At 68.9% G+C, this 16,767-nt stretch carries 13 protein-coding genes; 11 read left to right on the forward strand and 2 right to left on the reverse strand.

All coding sequences use genetic code 11. The features are described 5' to 3' along the window. Position 1: 1 nt before the first annotated feature. From OH735_RS28585 to OH735_RS28605, 5 genes are all read left to right on the forward strand, one after another. Positions 2-679 (forward strand): potassium-transporting ATPase subunit C, encoded by a 678-nt coding sequence (locus OH735_RS28585; protein WP_406384495.1) that lies wholly within the window; start codon positions 2-4, stop codon positions 677-679. A 289-nt stretch (positions 680-968) separates the two neighbouring features. Further along, a complete protein-coding gene (locus OH735_RS28590) occupies positions 969-3,512 on the forward strand; it encodes an ATP-binding protein (protein WP_406384496.1) in 2,544 nt (847 codons plus the stop codon). A gap of 70 nt (positions 3,513-3,582) precedes the next feature. Beyond that, positions 3,583-4,275: a response regulator gene (locus OH735_RS28595; protein WP_389987320.1), complete on the forward strand. Its 693-nt coding sequence runs from the start codon at positions 3,583-3,585 to the stop codon at positions 4,273-4,275. A 132-nt stretch (positions 4,276-4,407) separates the two neighbouring features. Then, positions 4,408-4,824, forward strand: coding sequence for an OB-fold nucleic acid binding domain-containing protein (locus OH735_RS28600; RefSeq protein ID WP_406384497.1), 417 nt, complete (start codon positions 4,408-4,410; stop codon positions 4,822-4,824). Positions 4,825-4,827: 3 nt separating this feature from the next. Continuing rightward, positions 4,828-5,598, forward strand: a complete 771-nt coding sequence (locus OH735_RS28605) for a DUF3159 domain-containing protein (RefSeq protein WP_406384498.1) — start codon at positions 4,828-4,830, stop codon at positions 5,596-5,598. 155 nt (positions 5,599-5,753) lie between these two features. Here OH735_RS28605 and OH735_RS28610 read toward each other — a convergent pair whose 3' ends face one another. Then, positions 5,754-6,431: a potassium channel family protein gene (locus OH735_RS28610; RefSeq protein ID WP_384447783.1), complete on the reverse strand. Its 678-nt coding sequence runs from the start codon at positions 6,429-6,431 to the stop codon at positions 5,754-5,756. Beyond that, the gene (locus tag OH735_RS28615) at positions 6,431-7,099 is read right to left on the reverse strand and encodes a TrkA family potassium uptake protein (RefSeq protein ID WP_072485889.1); all 669 of its coding nucleotides are present in this window, start codon (positions 7,097-7,099) and stop codon (positions 6,431-6,433) included. Before OH735_RS28615 ends, OH735_RS28610 begins: the two co-directional genes overlap by 1 nt. Positions 7,100-7,581: 482 nt before the next feature. Between OH735_RS28615 and OH735_RS28620 the strand changes: the two genes are divergently transcribed. From OH735_RS28620 to OH735_RS28645, 6 genes are all read left to right on the forward strand, one after another. Beyond that, on the forward strand, positions 7,582-9,630 hold the full coding sequence (locus OH735_RS28620) for an APC family permease (RefSeq protein WP_406384499.1): 2,049 nt from the start codon (positions 7,582-7,584) through the stop codon (positions 9,628-9,630). A 152-nt stretch (positions 9,631-9,782) separates the two neighbouring features. Beyond that, positions 9,783-11,111, forward strand: a complete 1,329-nt coding sequence (locus OH735_RS28625; RefSeq protein ID WP_406384501.1) for a class I SAM-dependent RNA methyltransferase — start codon at positions 9,783-9,785, stop codon at positions 11,109-11,111. A 371-nt stretch (positions 11,112-11,482) separates the two neighbouring features. Continuing rightward, a complete protein-coding gene (locus OH735_RS28630) occupies positions 11,483-12,994 on the forward strand; it encodes an ATP-binding protein (protein ID WP_406386784.1) in 1,512 nt (503 codons plus the stop codon). Between the two features lie 166 nt (positions 12,995-13,160). Continuing rightward, positions 13,161-13,559: a CU044_2847 family protein gene (locus tag OH735_RS28635; RefSeq protein ID WP_406384502.1), complete on the forward strand. Its 399-nt coding sequence runs from the start codon at positions 13,161-13,163 to the stop codon at positions 13,557-13,559. Positions 13,560-13,562: 3 nt separating this feature from the next. Beyond that, positions 13,563-15,773 (forward strand): trypsin-like peptidase domain-containing protein, encoded by a 2,211-nt coding sequence (locus OH735_RS28640; RefSeq protein WP_406384503.1) that lies wholly within the window; start codon positions 13,563-13,565, stop codon positions 15,771-15,773. After that, entirely contained in the window at positions 15,770-16,765 is a 996-nt protein-coding gene (locus OH735_RS28645) for an AAA family ATPase (protein ID WP_406384504.1), read from the forward strand. Before OH735_RS28640 ends, OH735_RS28645 begins: the two co-directional genes overlap by 4 nt. Positions 16,766-16,767 lie beyond the last annotated feature (2 nt).

Genomic DNA, 16,767 nt, shown 5'->3' on the forward strand with positions numbered 1-16,767 from the left:
CATGAACAACTCCGTAGCAAACACCGCCCGGTTGCTCTGGGCCGGGCTGCGTGCCCTGCTCGTCCTCACCGTCGTCTGCGGCGTGCTCTACCCCCTCGCCGTCACCGGTGTCGCCCAGGGCGTTTTCCCCGACAAGGCCAACGGCTCCGAGGTCACCGCGAACGGCAAGGTCGTCGGCTCCGGACTCATCGGCCAGCGCTACGACCTGCCGCCGAAGAAGGGGCAGCAGACCGCGGCCCCGGACCTCAGATGGTTCCAGCCGCGCCCGTCCAACGGCCTCGGCACCAACAGCGTCAACACCCAGTACAAGCTGATCCTCTCCGGCGCGACCAACCGCTCCGGCGACAACAAGGAACTCATCGACTGGGTCACCGCCGCCAAGGCCGCTGTCGTCAAGGACAACTCCGTCCCCGGCCACCCCATCAGCCCCACCGACGTGCCGGCCGACGCCGTCACCTCCTCGGGCTCCGGCCTCGACCCGGCCATCTCCCCGGCGTACGCACAGCTCCAGGTGCGCCGCGTCGCCGAGCGCAACCACCTCGCTGTCGCCCAGGTGGAGAAGCTCGTCGAGCAGCACACGGACGGCCGGATTCTCGGCTTCGTGGGAGAACCGCGGGTCAACGTCCTCCAGCTCAACATCGCGCTCAAGCAGGTGGTGAACCTGGCGAACCAGGGCTGAGAACCTTCAGGAGGCTCGGGAGCCTGACGACACCTCGGTGCCGTCAGGCTCCTTCGGCGCTTGTGCGCGACGCGCTGCTGATCGCGGAGAAGCCGACGAGGCAGCTCGACGCCTCGACGCCTCGACGCGGAGAACCGACGGGCCGCTCACCGGGCCCGGTCCGGGCGTCAGAATCCTGTCAATTCGGTCCCTCACCCCACCCCCCGTCCCTTATGTCGGGAATCCTCGGGGTAGCTTCGAAATCGGCTGCCGCATCGGCCGCAGCCGGTTCAGAGAAGACAATGGGGCCATGGCACGCGGCAAGCTTCGGATCTACCTGGGTGCGGCACCCGGCGTCGGCAAGACGTACGCGATGCTCTCCGAGGCGCACCGGCGCGTGGAGCGGGGCACCGACTGCGTCGTCGCCTTCGTGGAGCACCACGACCGCCCGCGCACCGAGGTGATGCTGCACGGGCTGGAGCAGATCCGGCGGCGCGAGATCGAATACCGCTCCGCCGTCTTCACCGAGATGGACGTCGACGCGGTACTGGAACGCGACCCGGCCGTCGCCCTGGTGGACGAACTGGCGCACACCAATGTGCCCGGCTCCCGCAACGCCAAGCGCTGGCAGGACGTGGAAGAGCTTCTCCAGGCCGGCATCGACGTGATCTCCACCGTCAACATCCAGCACCTGGAGTCACTCGGCGACGTCGTCGAGGCGATAACCGGCGTACGCCAGCGCGAGACCGTTCCCGACGAGGTCGTCCGCAGGGCCGACCAGCTCGAACTCGTCGACATGTCGCCCCAGGCGCTGCGCCGCCGGATGGCCCACGGCAACATCTACAAGCCGGACCGGATCGACGCATCCCTGTCCAACTACTTCCGCCCGGGCAACCTGACCGCCCTGCGCGAGCTGGCCCTCCTCTGGGTCGCCGACCGGGTCGACGAATACCTTCAGCAGTACCGCGGCGAGCACAACATCCGCACCACGTGGCAGGCCCGCGAACGCATCGTCGTCGGCCTCACCGGCGGTCCCGAGGGCCGTACGCTCATCCGCCGCGCGTCCCGGATGGCGGCCAAGGGCTCCGGCAGCGAGATCCTCGCCGTCTACATCGCCCGCAGCGACGGACTGACCTCCGCCTCGCCGAAGGAGCTCGCTGTCCAGCGCACCCTCGTGGAGGACCTCGGTGGCACCTTCCACCATGTCATCGGCGACGACATACCGTCGGCGCTCCTCGAATTCGCCCGTGGGGTGAACGCCACGCAGATCGTCCTCGGCTCCAGCCGCCGCAAGGCCTGGCAGTACATCTACGGACCGGGCGTGGGCGCCACGGTCGCCCGCGAGTCCGGCCCCGACCTCGACGTCCACATCGTCACCCACGAAGAGGTCGCCAAGGGCCGCGGGCTGCCCATCGCCCGCGGCGCCCGGCTGGGCCGGGCCCGGATCATCTGGGGCTGGCTGGTCGGGGTGGGCGGTCCGGCCCTTCTCACGCTGCTCCTGATCGGCCTGGACAGCGGCCCCGGGCTCGCCAACGACGTCCTGCTGTTCCTCTTCATGACCGTAGCGGCGGCCCTGATCGGCGGGCTGCTGCCGGCCCTCGCCTCGGCGGCCGTGGGCTCGCTGCTGCTGAACTACTGGTTCACCCCGCCCACCCATACGCTGACCGTCCAGGATCCGGAGAACTTCGTCGCCATCGTGATCTTCTTCGCGGTGGCCGTCTCGGTCGCCTCGGTCGTCGATCTGGCGGCGCGCCGTACCCACCAGGCGGCCCGGCTGCGCGCCGAATCGGAGATCCTCTCCTTCCTGGCCGGCAGTGTGCTGCGCGGCGAGACCACCCTGGACGCGCTCCTGGACCGGGTCCGCGAGACCTTCGGCATGGAGTCCGTCGCCCTGCTGGAGCGGCAGAGCGACGTCGATCCGTGGACCTGCGCCGGGAGCGTCGGGCCGGCCCCGGTGGCCCGGCCGGACGACGCCGACGTGGACATGCCCGTCGGCGACCACATGGCGCTCGCGCTCTCCGGCCGGGTGCTGCCCGCCGAGGACCGCCGGGTGCTCGGCGCGTTCGCCGCCCAGGCCGCCGTCGTACTGGACCGGCAGCGCCTGGTCGGTCAGGCGGAGCAGGCCCGGCGGCTCGCCGAGGGGAACCGGATCAGGACCGCGCTCCTCGCCGCCGTCAGCCACGACCTGCGTACCCCGCTCGCCGCCATCAAGGCCGCCGTCAGCTCCCTGCGCTCCGACGACGTCGCCTGGTCCGACGAGGACCAGGCGGAACTCCTGGAGGGCATCGAGAACGGCGCCGACCGCCTCGACCACCTGGTGGGCAATCTCCTGGACATGTCCAGGCTGCAGACCGGCACCGTCACCCCGCTGATCCGCGAGATCGACCTCGACGAGGTGGTTCCGATGGCGCTCGGCGGCGTCCCCGAGGGCAGCGTGGACCTGGACATCCCCGAGACCCTGCCGATGGTCGGCGTCGACCCCGGGCTGCTGGAGAGGGCCGTCGCCAACATTGTCGAGAACGCGGTCAAGTACAGCCCCTACGGCGAACGCGTCAACGTGGCCGCCAGCGCGCTCGGCACCCGCGTCGAGCTACGGGTGGCCGACCGCGGCCCCGGGGTCCCCGACGACGCCAAGGAGCACATCTTCGAGCCCTTCCAGCGCTACGGCGACGCTCCGCGCGGCGCGGGCGTCGGACTGGGCCTCGCCGTCGCCCGCGGCTTCGTGGAGTCCATGGGCGGCACGCTGGACGCCGAGGACACCCCCGGCGGTGGCCTCACCATGGTGCTGACGCTCAAGGCGGCATCGGGATATGTTCCGGTCGGCCCCGACCTGTCCGAGCAGGTCACCTCATGACCTCGCAGGCCACTTCATGATCTCCGCAGCGTCCCGGGAGATCGCCGTACAGCAGAAAGGCAGGGCCCCCATGACCCGGGTGCTTGTGGTCGACGACGAGCCGCAGATCGTACGTGCCCTCGTGATCAACCTGAAGGCACGCAAGTACGAGGTGGACGCCGCGCCCGACGGCGCGACCGCCCTTCAGCTCGCCGCCGCCCGCCACCCCGATGTCGTCGTCCTCGACCTCGGACTGCCCGACATGGACGGCGTCGAGGTGATCAAGGGGCTGCGCGGCTGGACCCGGGTGCCGATCCTGGTGCTCTCCGCCCGCCACACCTCCGACGAGAAGGTCGAGGCCCTGGACGCCGGCGCCGACGACTACGTCACCAAGCCGTTCGGCATGGACGAGCTGCTGGCCCGGCTGCGCGCCTCCGTCCGCCGCGCCGAACCGGTCGGCCAGAACGGCTCCGACGACACGGTGATCGTCGAGACCGAGGGCTTCACTGTCGACCTGGCGGCGAAGAAGGTCCACCGCGAGGGCCGCGACGTACGGCTCACCCCCACCGAGTGGCACCTGCTGGAGGTCCTGGTCCGCAACAGCGGACGCCTCGTCAGCCAGAAGCAGCTCCTCCAGGAGGTATGGGGGCCCTCGTACGGCACCGAGACCAACTACCTCCGGGTCTACATGGCGCAGCTGAGGCGCAAGCTGGAGGCCGACCCCTCGCACCCACGGCACTTCGTCACCGAGCCGGGGATGGGCTACCGCTTCGAGCGCGGCTGAGGGGGGAGGCGGGGCGGCAGGGAAACTTGGGGACAGGGCGACCGGACGACCGGGTGAACCCCCGCGAGTAAACCCGTTCGAGTGAGACCCGGGACACCCGCTCGGAGCACCGGAGACCGGTACCCTTCGGATATGAGTGCTGTTCCTCGATTCGAGAAGCCAGGCAAGGCGGCGAAGCCGTCCGGCCGCTTCCGGCGGATGCTCGACCGGCTGTCCACCTCCCAGGAGGACCTGGAGTCCGAGGAGCTGCAGGAGGACTCGCAGGCCTCGGGGTGTACGCGGATCTCCGAATGCACCGACCGGCAGATCGTGAAGGTCACTGGTACGTTGCGGACCGTGACCCTGCGGCCGCGCGCCGGAGTGCCCGCCCTGGAGGCGGAGCTCTTCGACGGCACCGCGCCGCTGGACGTGGTCTGGCTGGGCCGGCGCTCCATCGCGGGCATAGAACCGGGCCGCAAGCTCATCGCCTCGGGCCGGATCGCCATGAGTCATGGACGCCGGGTGCTGTTCAACCCCAAATACGAACTCCGACCACTCGGCAAGGAGTAGCCGGTGACGTCTCTCGACAAGCCGACGTCCGACACGGACCGCACCACCCGCACCGACCAGCAGGAGGCCGAAGCGAAGGCGGTCACCGAGGCAGCGCTGTCCGAGGCGTTCGGCGGTGTCCGGGGAATGGTGGAGACAGTTCTTCCCGGGCTGCTCTTCGTCACGATCTTTACGATCAAGAAGGATCTGCACATCTCGGCCATCGCGGCCCTGGTGGTGTCCCTGGTCCTCGTCGCCGTACGACTGATCCGTAGGGACACCGTCAAGCACGCCTTCAGCGGTGTCTTCGGCGTGGCCTTCGGCGTGGTCTTCGCGATGATGACCGGCAATGCCAAGGACTTCTATCTTCCGGGCATGCTCTACACGCTCGGTCTGGCCCTCGCCTACCTGATCACCACCCTTGCCGGGGTGCCCCTGATCGGTCTGATCCTGGGGCCGGTGTTCAAGGAGAACCTTTCCTGGCGCACCAGGAACCCCGGCCGCAAGAAGGCGTACGCCAAGTCCAGCTATGCCTGGGGGCTGATCCTGCTCGCCAAGTGCGCGATCCTCTTCCCGCTGTACTGGTGGGCCGACACGACCCAGCTCGGCTGGATCCTGGTTGCGCTGAAGATCCCCCCGTTCCTGCTCGCGGTCTATTTGACCTGGGTCTTCCTTGCCAAGGCGCCGCCGCCCATCGATGTGTTCGCCGAGATGGAGGCAGAGGAGCAGGCCGAGAAGGCCCGCAAGGCGGAAGCGGAAGCAGCCGCCGCCGCGACAACACACCGGGAGTACTGAACCGCCCAGAACCTCTGGACAGCAGGACCTCAGGACAGCAGGACCTCAGGAGCAGAGGGAAGGGGCCCGGAACCGTTTCGCACGGTTCCGGGCCCCTTCCCTCTGCTCGCCGCCCTGTGCCGGCCAGCCGGCCAGCCGGGCAGCCCGGCAGCCGGTCAGTCGTCCGAGTCGCCCCGGCGCACCGACAGCAGGTCCTCCAACTGCTCCTCGCGTGCCTGCGCGGCCACGAACAGCAGCTCGTCACCGGCCTCCAGCGTCTCGTCGGTGCCCGGCGTCAGAACGCGCTGCCCGCGGATGATGGTGACCAGCGAGGTGTCCTCGGGCCAGGCCACTTCGCCGACCTGGGTGCCGGCCAGCGCCGACTCCGGGGGCAGCGTCAGCTCGACCAGGTTGGCGTCGCCGTGGCTGAAGCGCAGCAGCCGGACCAGGTCGCCGACGCTCACCGCCTCCTCGACCAGGGCCGACATCAGGCGCGGCGTGGAGACCGCCACATCGACGCCCCAGGCCTCGTTGAACAGCCACTCGTTCTTCGGGTTGTTGACCCGGGCGACGACCCTCGGTACGCCGTACTCGGTCTTCGCGAGCAGCGAGACGACCAGATTCACCTTGTCGTCGCCGGTCGCGGCGATCACGACGTTGCAGCGTTGCAGCGCCGCCTCGTCGAGCGAGGTGATCTCGCAGGCGTCCGCCAACAGCCACTCGGCCATCGGCACCCGCTCCACCGAAATGGCCGTCGGCGCCTTGTCGACGAGCAGCACCTCGTGCCCGTTCTCCAGCAGCTCGCCCGCGATGGAGCGACCCACCGCACCGGCCCCGGCAATCGCGACACGCATCAGTGACCGCCCTCCTCAGGACCTTCGGCGAAGGCCGCCTCGACCTTCGCGATCTCGTCCGTACGCATCATCACGTGGACCAGGTCGCCCTCCTGCAGCACTGTCTGCGAGGTGGGCAGTATGGCTTCGCCCAGCCGGGTGAGGAACGCCACGCGGACGCCCGTCTCCTCCTGCAGCGTGCTGATCTTGTGGCCGATCCAGGACGGGGTGGTGTGCACCTCCGCGAGCTGCACTCCGCCGCTCGGATCCCGCCACAGCGGCTCGGCGCCCGAGGGCAGCAGCCGGCGCAGCATCTGGTCCGCGGTCCAGCGCACGGTGGCGACCGTGGGGATGCCGAGACGCTGGTAGACCTCGGCGCGCCGGGGGTCGTAGATCCGCGCCGCGACATTCTCGATGCCGAACATCTCGCGGGCGACCCGGGCGGCGATGATGTTCGAGTTGTCGCCGCTGCTCACCGCGGCGAACGCACCGGCCTCCTCGATCCCCGCCTCGCGAAGGGTGTCCTGGTCGAAGCCGACACCGGTGACGCGTCGCCCACCGAATCCGGACCCCAGGCGCCGGAACGCCGTCGGGTCCTGATCGATGACGGCGACCGTGTGCCCCTGCTGCTCCAGGGTCTGCGCGAGAGCGGCTCCGACTCGCCCGCAGCCCATGATGACGATGTGCACCTTGCGCCTACCTCGCAGTCCTGGTCGTCCGGCTGACCTGCGAAAACACCCTGCTCACACTTCTTTCTCAGTTTGCCGGGCAAACAACGGGGCAACGGTCTGTCCCGTTGCCCAGGATGAGCTTATGCGGCCGGGAGTGCGAGGCCTCATCCGAGTGCGCTTTCGCCGGGCCCGTGCCCCGCCCGTGACGCCAACAGCCCCTCTCCCTTCTCCGGCCCTCGGCCTGGACCGGCTGTGACTGCCCGGTGCGATCCGGGTTCGGCAGCGGCGTCAAGGGAAGTCGGGAGCAGGCGCGCCCACCTCCTTTACGCCCACCTCGGCGGCCAGTCCGCCCTCAACGGCTGCAGCGCCCTGTTCGCGGACGCCTCAGTGCAAGGATTTCGTTAAGGATTTCGTGGCTTTCTCGGCCGAGCGCAGGAGATTGCGAGGCCACGCGGGTGGTGGGTCTGCGGCTTCCATACGGAGCGCTTACGATCCTCTGCGTGTCCAAACTGACCGACCTGCCCAAACGGATCCTGATCGGACGGGCGCTGCGCAGCGACAAGCTGGGAGAGACGCTCCTCCCCAAGCGCATTGCACTTCCTGTCTTCGCATCCGACCCGCTGTCATCGGTGGCGTACGCACCCGGAGAAGTTCTCCTGGTGCTCTCCGTCGCGGGCGTGTCGGCCTACCACTTCAGCCCCTGGATCGCGCTCGCCGTCGTGGTGCTGATGTTCACGGTCGTTGCCTCGTACCGGCAGAACGTGCACGCGTATCCGAGTGGTGGTGGTGACTACGAGGTCGCCACCACCAACCTCGGGCCCAAGGCCGGGCTGACCGTGGCCAGTGCGCTGCTGGTCGACTACGTGCTGACCGTCGCGGTGTCGATCGCCTCCGGGGTGGAGAACCTCGGGTCCGCGATCCCGTTCGTCGTCGAGCACAAGACGGCGTGCGCGATCGCGGCCATCGTGCTGTTGACGGTGATGAATCTGCGCGGTGTCAAGGAGTCCGGCAAGCTCTTCGCCATCCCCACGTATCTCTTCGTGGCCGGCGTCTTCATCATGATCATCTGGGGTGCGTTCCGAGGGCTGGTCCTCGGCGAGACCATGCATGCCCCGACCTCGGGCTTCGAGATCAAGGCCGAGCACGAGGGGCTGGCCGGTTTCGCGCTGGTCTTCCTGCTGCTGCGGGCCTTCTCCTCCGGCTGCGCCGCCCTCACCGGCGTCGAGGCGATCAGCAACGGTGTGCCCGCCTTCCGCAAGCCGAAGAGCAAGAACGCCGCGACCACCCTCGCGATGATGGGCCTGCTGGCCGTCACCATGTTCTGCGGCATCATCGCCCTGGCCATGGCCACCGACGTGAAGATGGCGGAGAACCCGGCCACGGACCTGATCAACAAGGGCGTCCCGGTCGGCTCCGGCTTCGTCCAGGACCCGGTGATCTCGCAAGTCGCGGCCGCCGTATTCGGCGAGGGCACGTTCCTCTTCATCGTCCTCGCGGGGGCCACCGCACTTGTTCTCTTCCTGGCCGCCAACACCGCGTACAACGGCTTTCCGCTGCTCGGCTCGATCCTCGCCCAGGACCGCTACCTGCCGCGCCAGCTCCATACCCGCGGTGACCGGCTCGCCTTCTCCAACGGCATCGTGCTGCTGGCGGGCGCGGCGATCCTGCTGACCTGGGTCTACGGAGCGGACTCGACCCGGCTCATCCAGCTCTACATCGTCGGTGTCTTCGTCTCCTTCACCCTCAGCCAGATCGGCATGGTCAGGCACTGGAACCGCCACCTGGCGACGGAGAAGGACCCGGCCAAGCGCCGCCACATGATGCGCTCCCGCGCCATCAACACCTTCGGCGCCTTCTTCACCGGCCTGGTGCTCGTTGTCGTGCTCGCCACCAAGTTCACCCACGGTGCCTGGGTCGCGCTGCTCGGCATGGTGATCTTCTTCGGGACGATGAGCGCGATCCGCAGGCACTACGACCGGGTCGCCGAGGAGATCGCGGCGGAGGAGACCCCGCTCGACGAGACGATGCGGCCTTCCAGGGTCCACTCGATCGTCCTGGTCTCCAAGCTCCACCGGCCCACGCTGCGCGCCCTCGCCTACGCCAAGCTGATCCGCTCCGACCGCCTGGAGGCGCTCTCCATCAGCGTCGACGCGGCCGAGACCAAGGCGCTCAGGGAGGACTGGGAGCGGCGCGGCATCGACATCCCGCTGAAGATCCTCGACTCCCCGTACCGCGAGGTGACCCGCCCCGTCATCGACTACGTGAAGGGCCTGCGCCGGGAAAGCCCGCGGGACGTCGTGAGCGTGTACATCCCGGAGTACGTGGTCGGCCACTGGTACGAGCATCTCCTCCACAACCAGAGCGCCCTGCGCCTGAAGGGGCGGCTGCTGTTCACCCCGGGCGTGATGGTGACCTCCGTGCCGTACCAGCTGGAGTCCTCCGAGGCGGCGAAGAAGCGCGCCAGGAAGCGCGCCGAGTGGAACGCACCGGGCTCGGTGCGCCGCGGCCCCGTGGAACGCAGGCCCAAGGAACCCGCGAACAAGGGCTGACCGCGCCAGTCGCGGCCGGCGCCAGTCGCGGCCGACCCGCCACATGGGCTGACCGTGCCCGCCCGCTCGTGGTAAACGGCCGGACGACACCCACGTAGACTCGTGGGTTGTTGTCCGGCCGTTTTTCCCTTGATCTCTGGAGCCACCCCCTCATGCAGAACGAACCCACGTCGTCGCTGGTCGGGGAGGAATACGAGGTCGAGGTCGGGCCGGTCGCACACGGCGGCCACTGCATCGCCCGCACCTCGGAGGGCCGGGTCCTCTTCGTACGGCACACGCTCCCCGGCGAGAAGGTCGTCGCCAAGGTCACGGAGGGCGAGAGCGACTCCCGCTTCCTGCGTGCCGACGCGGTACGGATCATCAAGGCGTCCAAGGACCGCGTCGAGGCGCCCTGCCCGTACGCGGGTCCCGGTAAGTGCGGCGGCTGCGACTGGCAGCACGCCAAGCCCGGCGCCCAGCGCAGGCTCAAGGGCGAAGTGATCGCCGAACAGCTCCAGCACCTCGCGGGCCTCACCCCCGAGGAGGCGGGCTGGGACGGCACCGTGATGCCTGCCGAGGGCGACAAGCTTCCCGCGGGCGAGGTCCCGGCCTGGCGCACCCGGGTCCAGTACGCCATCGACGAGGACGGCCGCGTCGGCCTGCGCAAGCACCGCTCGCACGACGTGGAGCCCATCGAGCGCTGCCTGATCGCGGCCCCCGGCGTCACCGAACTCGGCGTCGAGAAGCGGGAATGGCCCGGCATGGCCTCGGTGGAAGCCATCGCCGCCACCGGCTCCCACGACCGCCAGGTCATCCTCACCCCGAAGCCCGGCGGCCGGCTGCCCCTCGTCGAGCTCGACAAGCCCGTCTCGGTGATGCGCGTCGACGAGCGTGACGGCGGCGTCCACCGGGTGCACGGCCGCGCCTTCGTCCGCGAGCGTGCCGACGACCGCACCTACCGCGTCGGCTCCGGCGGCTTCTGGCAGGTCCACCCCCAGGCCGCCAACACCCTCGTCCGCGCCGTCATGCAGGGCCTCCTGCCTCGCAAGGGCGACACCGCGCTCGACCTCTACTGCGGCGTCGGCCTGTTCGCGGGCGCCCTCGGCCAGCGCATCGGCGAGAAGGGCGCGGTCCTGGGCATCGAGTCCGGCAAGCGCGCCGTCGAGGACGCCCGCCACAACCTCAAGGACCTGGAGCGGGTCCGCATCGAACACGGCAAGGTCGACCAGGTCCTGCCGCGCACCGGCATCACCGAGACCGACCTGATCGTCCTGGACCCCCCGCGCGCAGGCGCCGGCAAGCAGACCGTCAAGCACCTGACCGGCCTCGGCGCCCGCCGCATCGCCTACGTCGCCTGCGACCCGGCAGCCCTCGCCCGCGACCTGGCGTACTTCCGCGAGGGCGGCTACAGGGTGCGGACGCTGCGGGCGTTCGATCTGTTTCCGATGACGCATCATGTGGAGTGCGTGGCGATTCTTGAGCCTGCCACGAAGAGTGCCTGACCTGTGGGTTTGCGGCCCTGGTGGATTGCTCGACCTGTTTCGCGATATCCAGCACGTCGACCTCTTTGGGCCCCTCTCACCTGCGGATTTGTGCTGGAATGACCGGTAGGAGCGGCTGCGCGATGCCTGGCCGTCGGGGTTCTTGACGCTCATATGACGCTCGACTCCCGTCGGCGAGACCGACTGGAGCAGTGTGTTGCGATGCCCCGTGACTTCCTTGTCGGGAGCTGCTGACACAGCTCCGCGGCGATCACTGCCAGTGATCTCTGTCGCCGATCATCAAGGAAGTCGAGCTGGACGGATTCCGTCTAAGTAGACTTAGACACGTCGTAGGCGATCTAGGCTGGTGGAGAGTTCCGGTGCACGAGAGCATGCTTGCCAAGCCCGAGGACGTGGTCGACCGTGATCGTGAGTGGGGTCTGCTCACCGAATTCGTCACGGACCCGGATCCGGCGATGCGTCTGGGGATCGTGTCGGGACGCAGGCGGCACGGCAAGTCGTATCTTCTGCAGGCGCTGTCGGAGCAGGTCGGGGGTTTGTACGTCACCGCGGTGCGGGAGGAAGGGCGGCTGCCGGCGATCCAGCGGTTCAGCGACGCCATCGCGACCCACGCGGGTCTGCGGCCCGGCACGCTGCGGTTGACGGACTGGCGTGAGGTCCTGTTCAACGCCCTCGAGGTCACCGCGCGTTCACAGACGCCGCTGCTGGTGATCGACGAGTTGCCGTATCTCCTCCAGCACTCTCCTGAGATCCCTGGCCTGCTGCAGCAGCTCTATGACGAGCGCCAGCGGGGCACCGGGGCCGGCCCCGGAGCGCGGGTGATCCTTTGCGGGTCCGCGATGAGCGTCATGCACGAACTACTGTCGGGGACGAGACCGTTGCGCGGCCGTGCGGTGATCGATCTGAGGCTGGGGGCCTTCGACTACCGGGCCAGCCGCGCGTTCTGGCAGATCGACGACCCGCTGACCGCCCTGCAGGTGGACGCCGTCCTCGGCGGCGCTCCCGGATACCGCCCCGTGGCGGCCCGCCCGCACCCGAACGACGGCTTCGCCTCCTGGCTGACGCGGACGCTCTTGGACCCGGGGCGGGCGGTGTACTCGCGCACGGAGACGGAATATCTGCTGCGCGAGGATCCGCGGATCACCCAGCACACCCTCTACTACGACATCCTTACGGCGATCGCCCAGGGCGCCACCACCCCCACCAAGATCGGCGCGGCCCTGGAACGTCAGCGCAACGCAGTCACCCACCCGCTCGACGTCCTGGAGTCCACCGGCTACATCCAGCGCGAGCAGGACATCCTGCGTCCCCGCCATCCCGTCATCACGCTGGCCGACCCCGTCATCCGCTTCAATCAGCTGATCACCCTGCCGCAGGCGGCCACCGTCGAAGAGGGTTTCGCCGAGGAGGCGTGGCAGGCCACCGCACCGACCTTCAACTCCAAGATCCTCGGCCCCCACTTCGAGGACCTCGCCCGCACCTTCACGCGCCGCTACGCCCACACCCTGCTTCCCGGCGGCCTGCCCGGTCCGGTAGGTACCACCGAAGTGGCGGACCCCGCGGCCCGTACCAAGCACGAGGTCGATGTCATCGCCCTGGCCCTGGGCGAGCGCCCGCAGGCCCCCCGCGTCCGGATCGCCCTCCTCGGCGAGGCCAAAGCCACCGCCGCCCGCCGCGGCACCGGCGACCTGCGGCGCCTGGAACGCATCCGCACCTTGCTCGCCGACCAGGGGTACGACACCACGGGCACCACCCTGGCCCTGTTCTCCCTGCACGGGTTCTACCCGGACCTGATCGAGTCCGCGGCCGGCCGCGAAGATCTGCTCCTGGTTGATCTGGCGACTCTCTATGGGGGCGGGCAGCCACCACTGCTGTCGCAATGACAACGGCGCACTCAGCGGCGCGGTGGGGTGATCTGTACCGAGATTTGTGGAGTCCCTGAGAGCAGACAACGCGGGTCGCACCTCTCGTACCCGCTCCACGCAGGCCGCCGTGGACTGTTGTGGCATTGCCTAGCCGCATGACCTGGCTGTCGGACAAGATGTGTTCATGCCTGATTCGCTTGAAGTCGAGTTAGCAGGAGCGGTTCTGCGGCTGGAGTTGTCCGATGTGGGGGAGCCTGCTTCGGATGCCGGCCCGGTCGAGGACGATGAACACCGGTTGGATCTGCCGGAGGGTTTCGGCACGGTGACGCCCGTGTCCGCCCGGCGCGGTCGCGCCGCGGTGGTTGCTACAGAAGGGCTGCGGCTCATGCTCAGCCCGTTGGGGCCGTTGCTGGAGGAGGTACACCGTTCGGTCACCAGCGTTCCCGAGCCGCCTCAGCAACTTTCGGTCACGTTCGGAGTCCAGGTGGGGCAGGACCTCAAATTGGGCATCGTGGGCGCAAACGGCCATGCCACGATGACGGTTTCGGCCACCTGGGACGCCGGCGACGCCCGGGGGAACTGACGGATGGGGTGGTTCCGCCGGTCGGGAGACAACAGGCCGACGCTGGTATCGGTGTTGAAGGCCGGAGCGTCGTCCGCTGCCGGTGCCGGGGCACTGCTCTCCCCGCGCTACGTTCTGACCTGCGCGCACGTGGTCACCGAGGCACTGGGCAAAACGCAGACGGACACCGAACCACCGACGCGTTCCGCGCGTCTCGACGTCGTGCTGCGTCAGGGCACGCAATGCCACCGGAGTACGGCTCGGCCGGTGGTGTGGGTACCTCCTCGCCGGAGTCCCAGGAGCAATTGGGGGGAAGGCGACTTGGCGGTGCTGGAGCTCGATGAGCCCGCCGCGCCCTCGATGCCCGCCGTGGTGTGGCAGGACATGACGGAGTGGCTCAAGGTGCGGGCGTACCACGGTGGTGGTGACCCCGGCACCTTTGCCGACACCGAGATCAAAGCCGCCGATGACTGGTACTACTACGCCGACGCCGACCTCAGCGGCGCCTCCATCCAGCACGGTTACAGCGGCGGTCCGCTGTTCAGGCAGCGCGATCTCACGGTGGCCGTGGGACTGGTGACCCACCACGTCGTGAACGAGAGACTGTCGTCGGACAGACAGGTGATGCGGCGCACCCTGACGGTGCCGTGGCAGCATATCCACGACGAGCTCGTTCGAGCGGAAGCGCACGACGTGATCAACGCTCTGTCCGACCCCCTCACCGACACGGGCAACGTACCGGACGGCGCGGTCGACCGTCTGCAGGAGTTGTTCGACAGCGAGGAACAACTGAAATACCAAGCGGACCGGCTGGCGAGGAAACTCGGCTTGCAAATGACCGCCGAGGAGTCGGCCACGGCCGTTCTCCAGCTGGAAGAAGAACTGGCAGTCCTCCTGTTCAGTGAAGGACGCGCACTCGCCACCCTGGACGAGTTGCTCACGGAGAAGGTGGACGACAGACGCCGGACGACACTCAAGCGACTGGTGGCGTACGGACTGGAGGCGGAGGGCGTCCGCCTCCTGTCCGTCAGGGAGCACCGGAGGCTTCTCGAGCTGTTGACACCCGTCAACACCGCCCACCCCCGCCTCCTTTGCCAGGCCGCCCGCCACGTACTGCTGCTGGCCGACCGTCTGCCCGAATGGGTCCGCGACGGTGCTGTGCCGGAGGAGCGCTTGGCGGCGGCGGTCGACGATCTCGACCGGGTCGGCGCGGACATGATGCCGCCGTTGCTCCGGCTGGCCGTCCTTCTGACTGCCGCCGTCACCGACAAGGCGATCAGGGGCAAACTGGACGCCTGGTGCGACGACGTCGGCCGGCGTCTGGGCCGCGACCCGTCCCTCTTGGCCGAATACCGTGCGCAGGCCTCGCAGTGGGTCAGGTCTCGGCGTCGGTCGGTGACGCGGATCGTCGTCGACCTGTCCCGCAACGACGCGGTCTGCGAGCCCTACTTCTGCCACTTCTGGCGGGTGCGTGAGGGCCGGGCGCCAGAGGCGACGGGCATTTCGGCCGGATCGTATACCGCGGAGGAGATAGGACGGTTGATCCACGGACTGGCCGGAGAACAGGGCGACGGGGGGGATGAGCCCTTTCCCCGGATCGACGTGGTGGTCGGAGCGCAGCATCTCCATATGCCGGTCGACGGCTGGACAGCGTCCACCGGGCAGGAAGAGTTCGCCAGGTTCGGGATCTCGGCTGCCCAGGACTGTGGCCTGGTGCTGGGGGCGGAATACCAGGTGACGTTGCGACTGCGCGAGTTCTACCCGGACACGGAAAGTGAGAAAGACCGGCGTGACAACATCGAGCGGCGTTGGGCAGCCGGGCGCACAGACCCTCTCGTCATCAAGGACGGCACCAAACTGCGCGTGGTCTATCGCGCGCTGCGGGACGAACACCGCGACGCGTCATGGGTCGTTCTGCACGGTGGGCGGGATTTCCGCGAGGACCTCTTGAAACTCTGCGTGGCGCTAGGTGTTCCCGTGGTGCTCTGGGACCGTGAGGCCACGGACGTGGAACACGCGCAGCGGCTCGACAGCATCGTCGGCGGCGTGGCGTTGTCCGATCTGCCGGAGGCGGTCCGAAGCTTCCGGCAGGACGTGTACTACGACGAGTCCAGGACGGACGCCGCACGCCCCGCCGTGGTATGGGACGACCCAGGCATGGTCCTCCCCACGCCGCCCGCCTACAACGACCCCCCCGACGCTGTGACGAACTCCGGAAGGATGGCTGCCAGGTGACTGCGAAGGACCTCGGAGACGATTGGCGGCTGTTCCGGGGCGACGGCCGGGTACGCGAGGCGAATCTCCCGGCGGCACCGCCGTGGCGCCGGTTCGGCGGTGTCGCGCCAGGGGCAGGACGACGCCGCGAGCGCCCGTATCTCATCGGGTCCGACGAGGCGGACGTGGTCAGCGCGGCCCTGATGCTGCGGCGGCCCCTCCTTGTCACGGGGCAACCAGGGACCGGCAAGTCGTCGATGGCGCACGCGGTCGCCCACGAGCTGGGTCTGGGGCGGGTGCTGCACTGGCCGGTCAACAGCCGGACCACGCTGCAGGACGGCCTCTACCACTATGACGCTATCGGCAGGTTGCGCGAGGCGAGCTTGCGGCGTGACCGGCACGGCGAGCAGGACACGGCGCCCGGGGAGCCGGACATGGGCTCCTACATCCGCCTGGGACCGCTGGGGACGGCTCTGCTCCCGGGGACCCGACCGCGGGTTCTGCTGATCGACGAACTCGACAAGGGGGACATCGATCTGCCCAACGACCTGCTGACGATCTTCGAGGACGGCGAGTTCGAGATCCCCGAGCTGGCCCGGCTGACCAGGGAGCAGGACCGGGTCCGGGTGGTGACGGGGGATCCGGGAGGCCGGGCGGACGTCGAGCGCGGCTGGGTACGGTGTGAGGAGTTCCCGGTCGTCGTCATCACCAGCAACGGCGAACGGGACTTCCCCCCGGCGTTCCTGCGCCGTTGTGTCCGTCTCGACCTGCCCGAGCCGGACGAGGAACGACTGCGGGCGATCGTACGGGCCCATCTGGGTGGCGACGGGCCGGAGGACGAGGGGCTCGAAGAGGTCGATGAGCTCGTGCGCGCTTTCCTGGCCCGGCGCGCGAGTGGCGAGCTGGCCACCGACCAGTTGCTCAACGCCGTCTTCCTGCGCCTCGGCGGTGTCGGCCTGGATTCCGAAGGTCTACTGGACGCCGTACTGCACCGCCTCAGCGGGACGGTGTAGCC

This window comes from Streptomyces sp. NBC_01618 (assembly GCF_045209435.1).
Classification (GTDB): domain Bacteria; phylum Actinomycetota; class Actinomycetes; order Streptomycetales; family Streptomycetaceae; genus Streptomyces.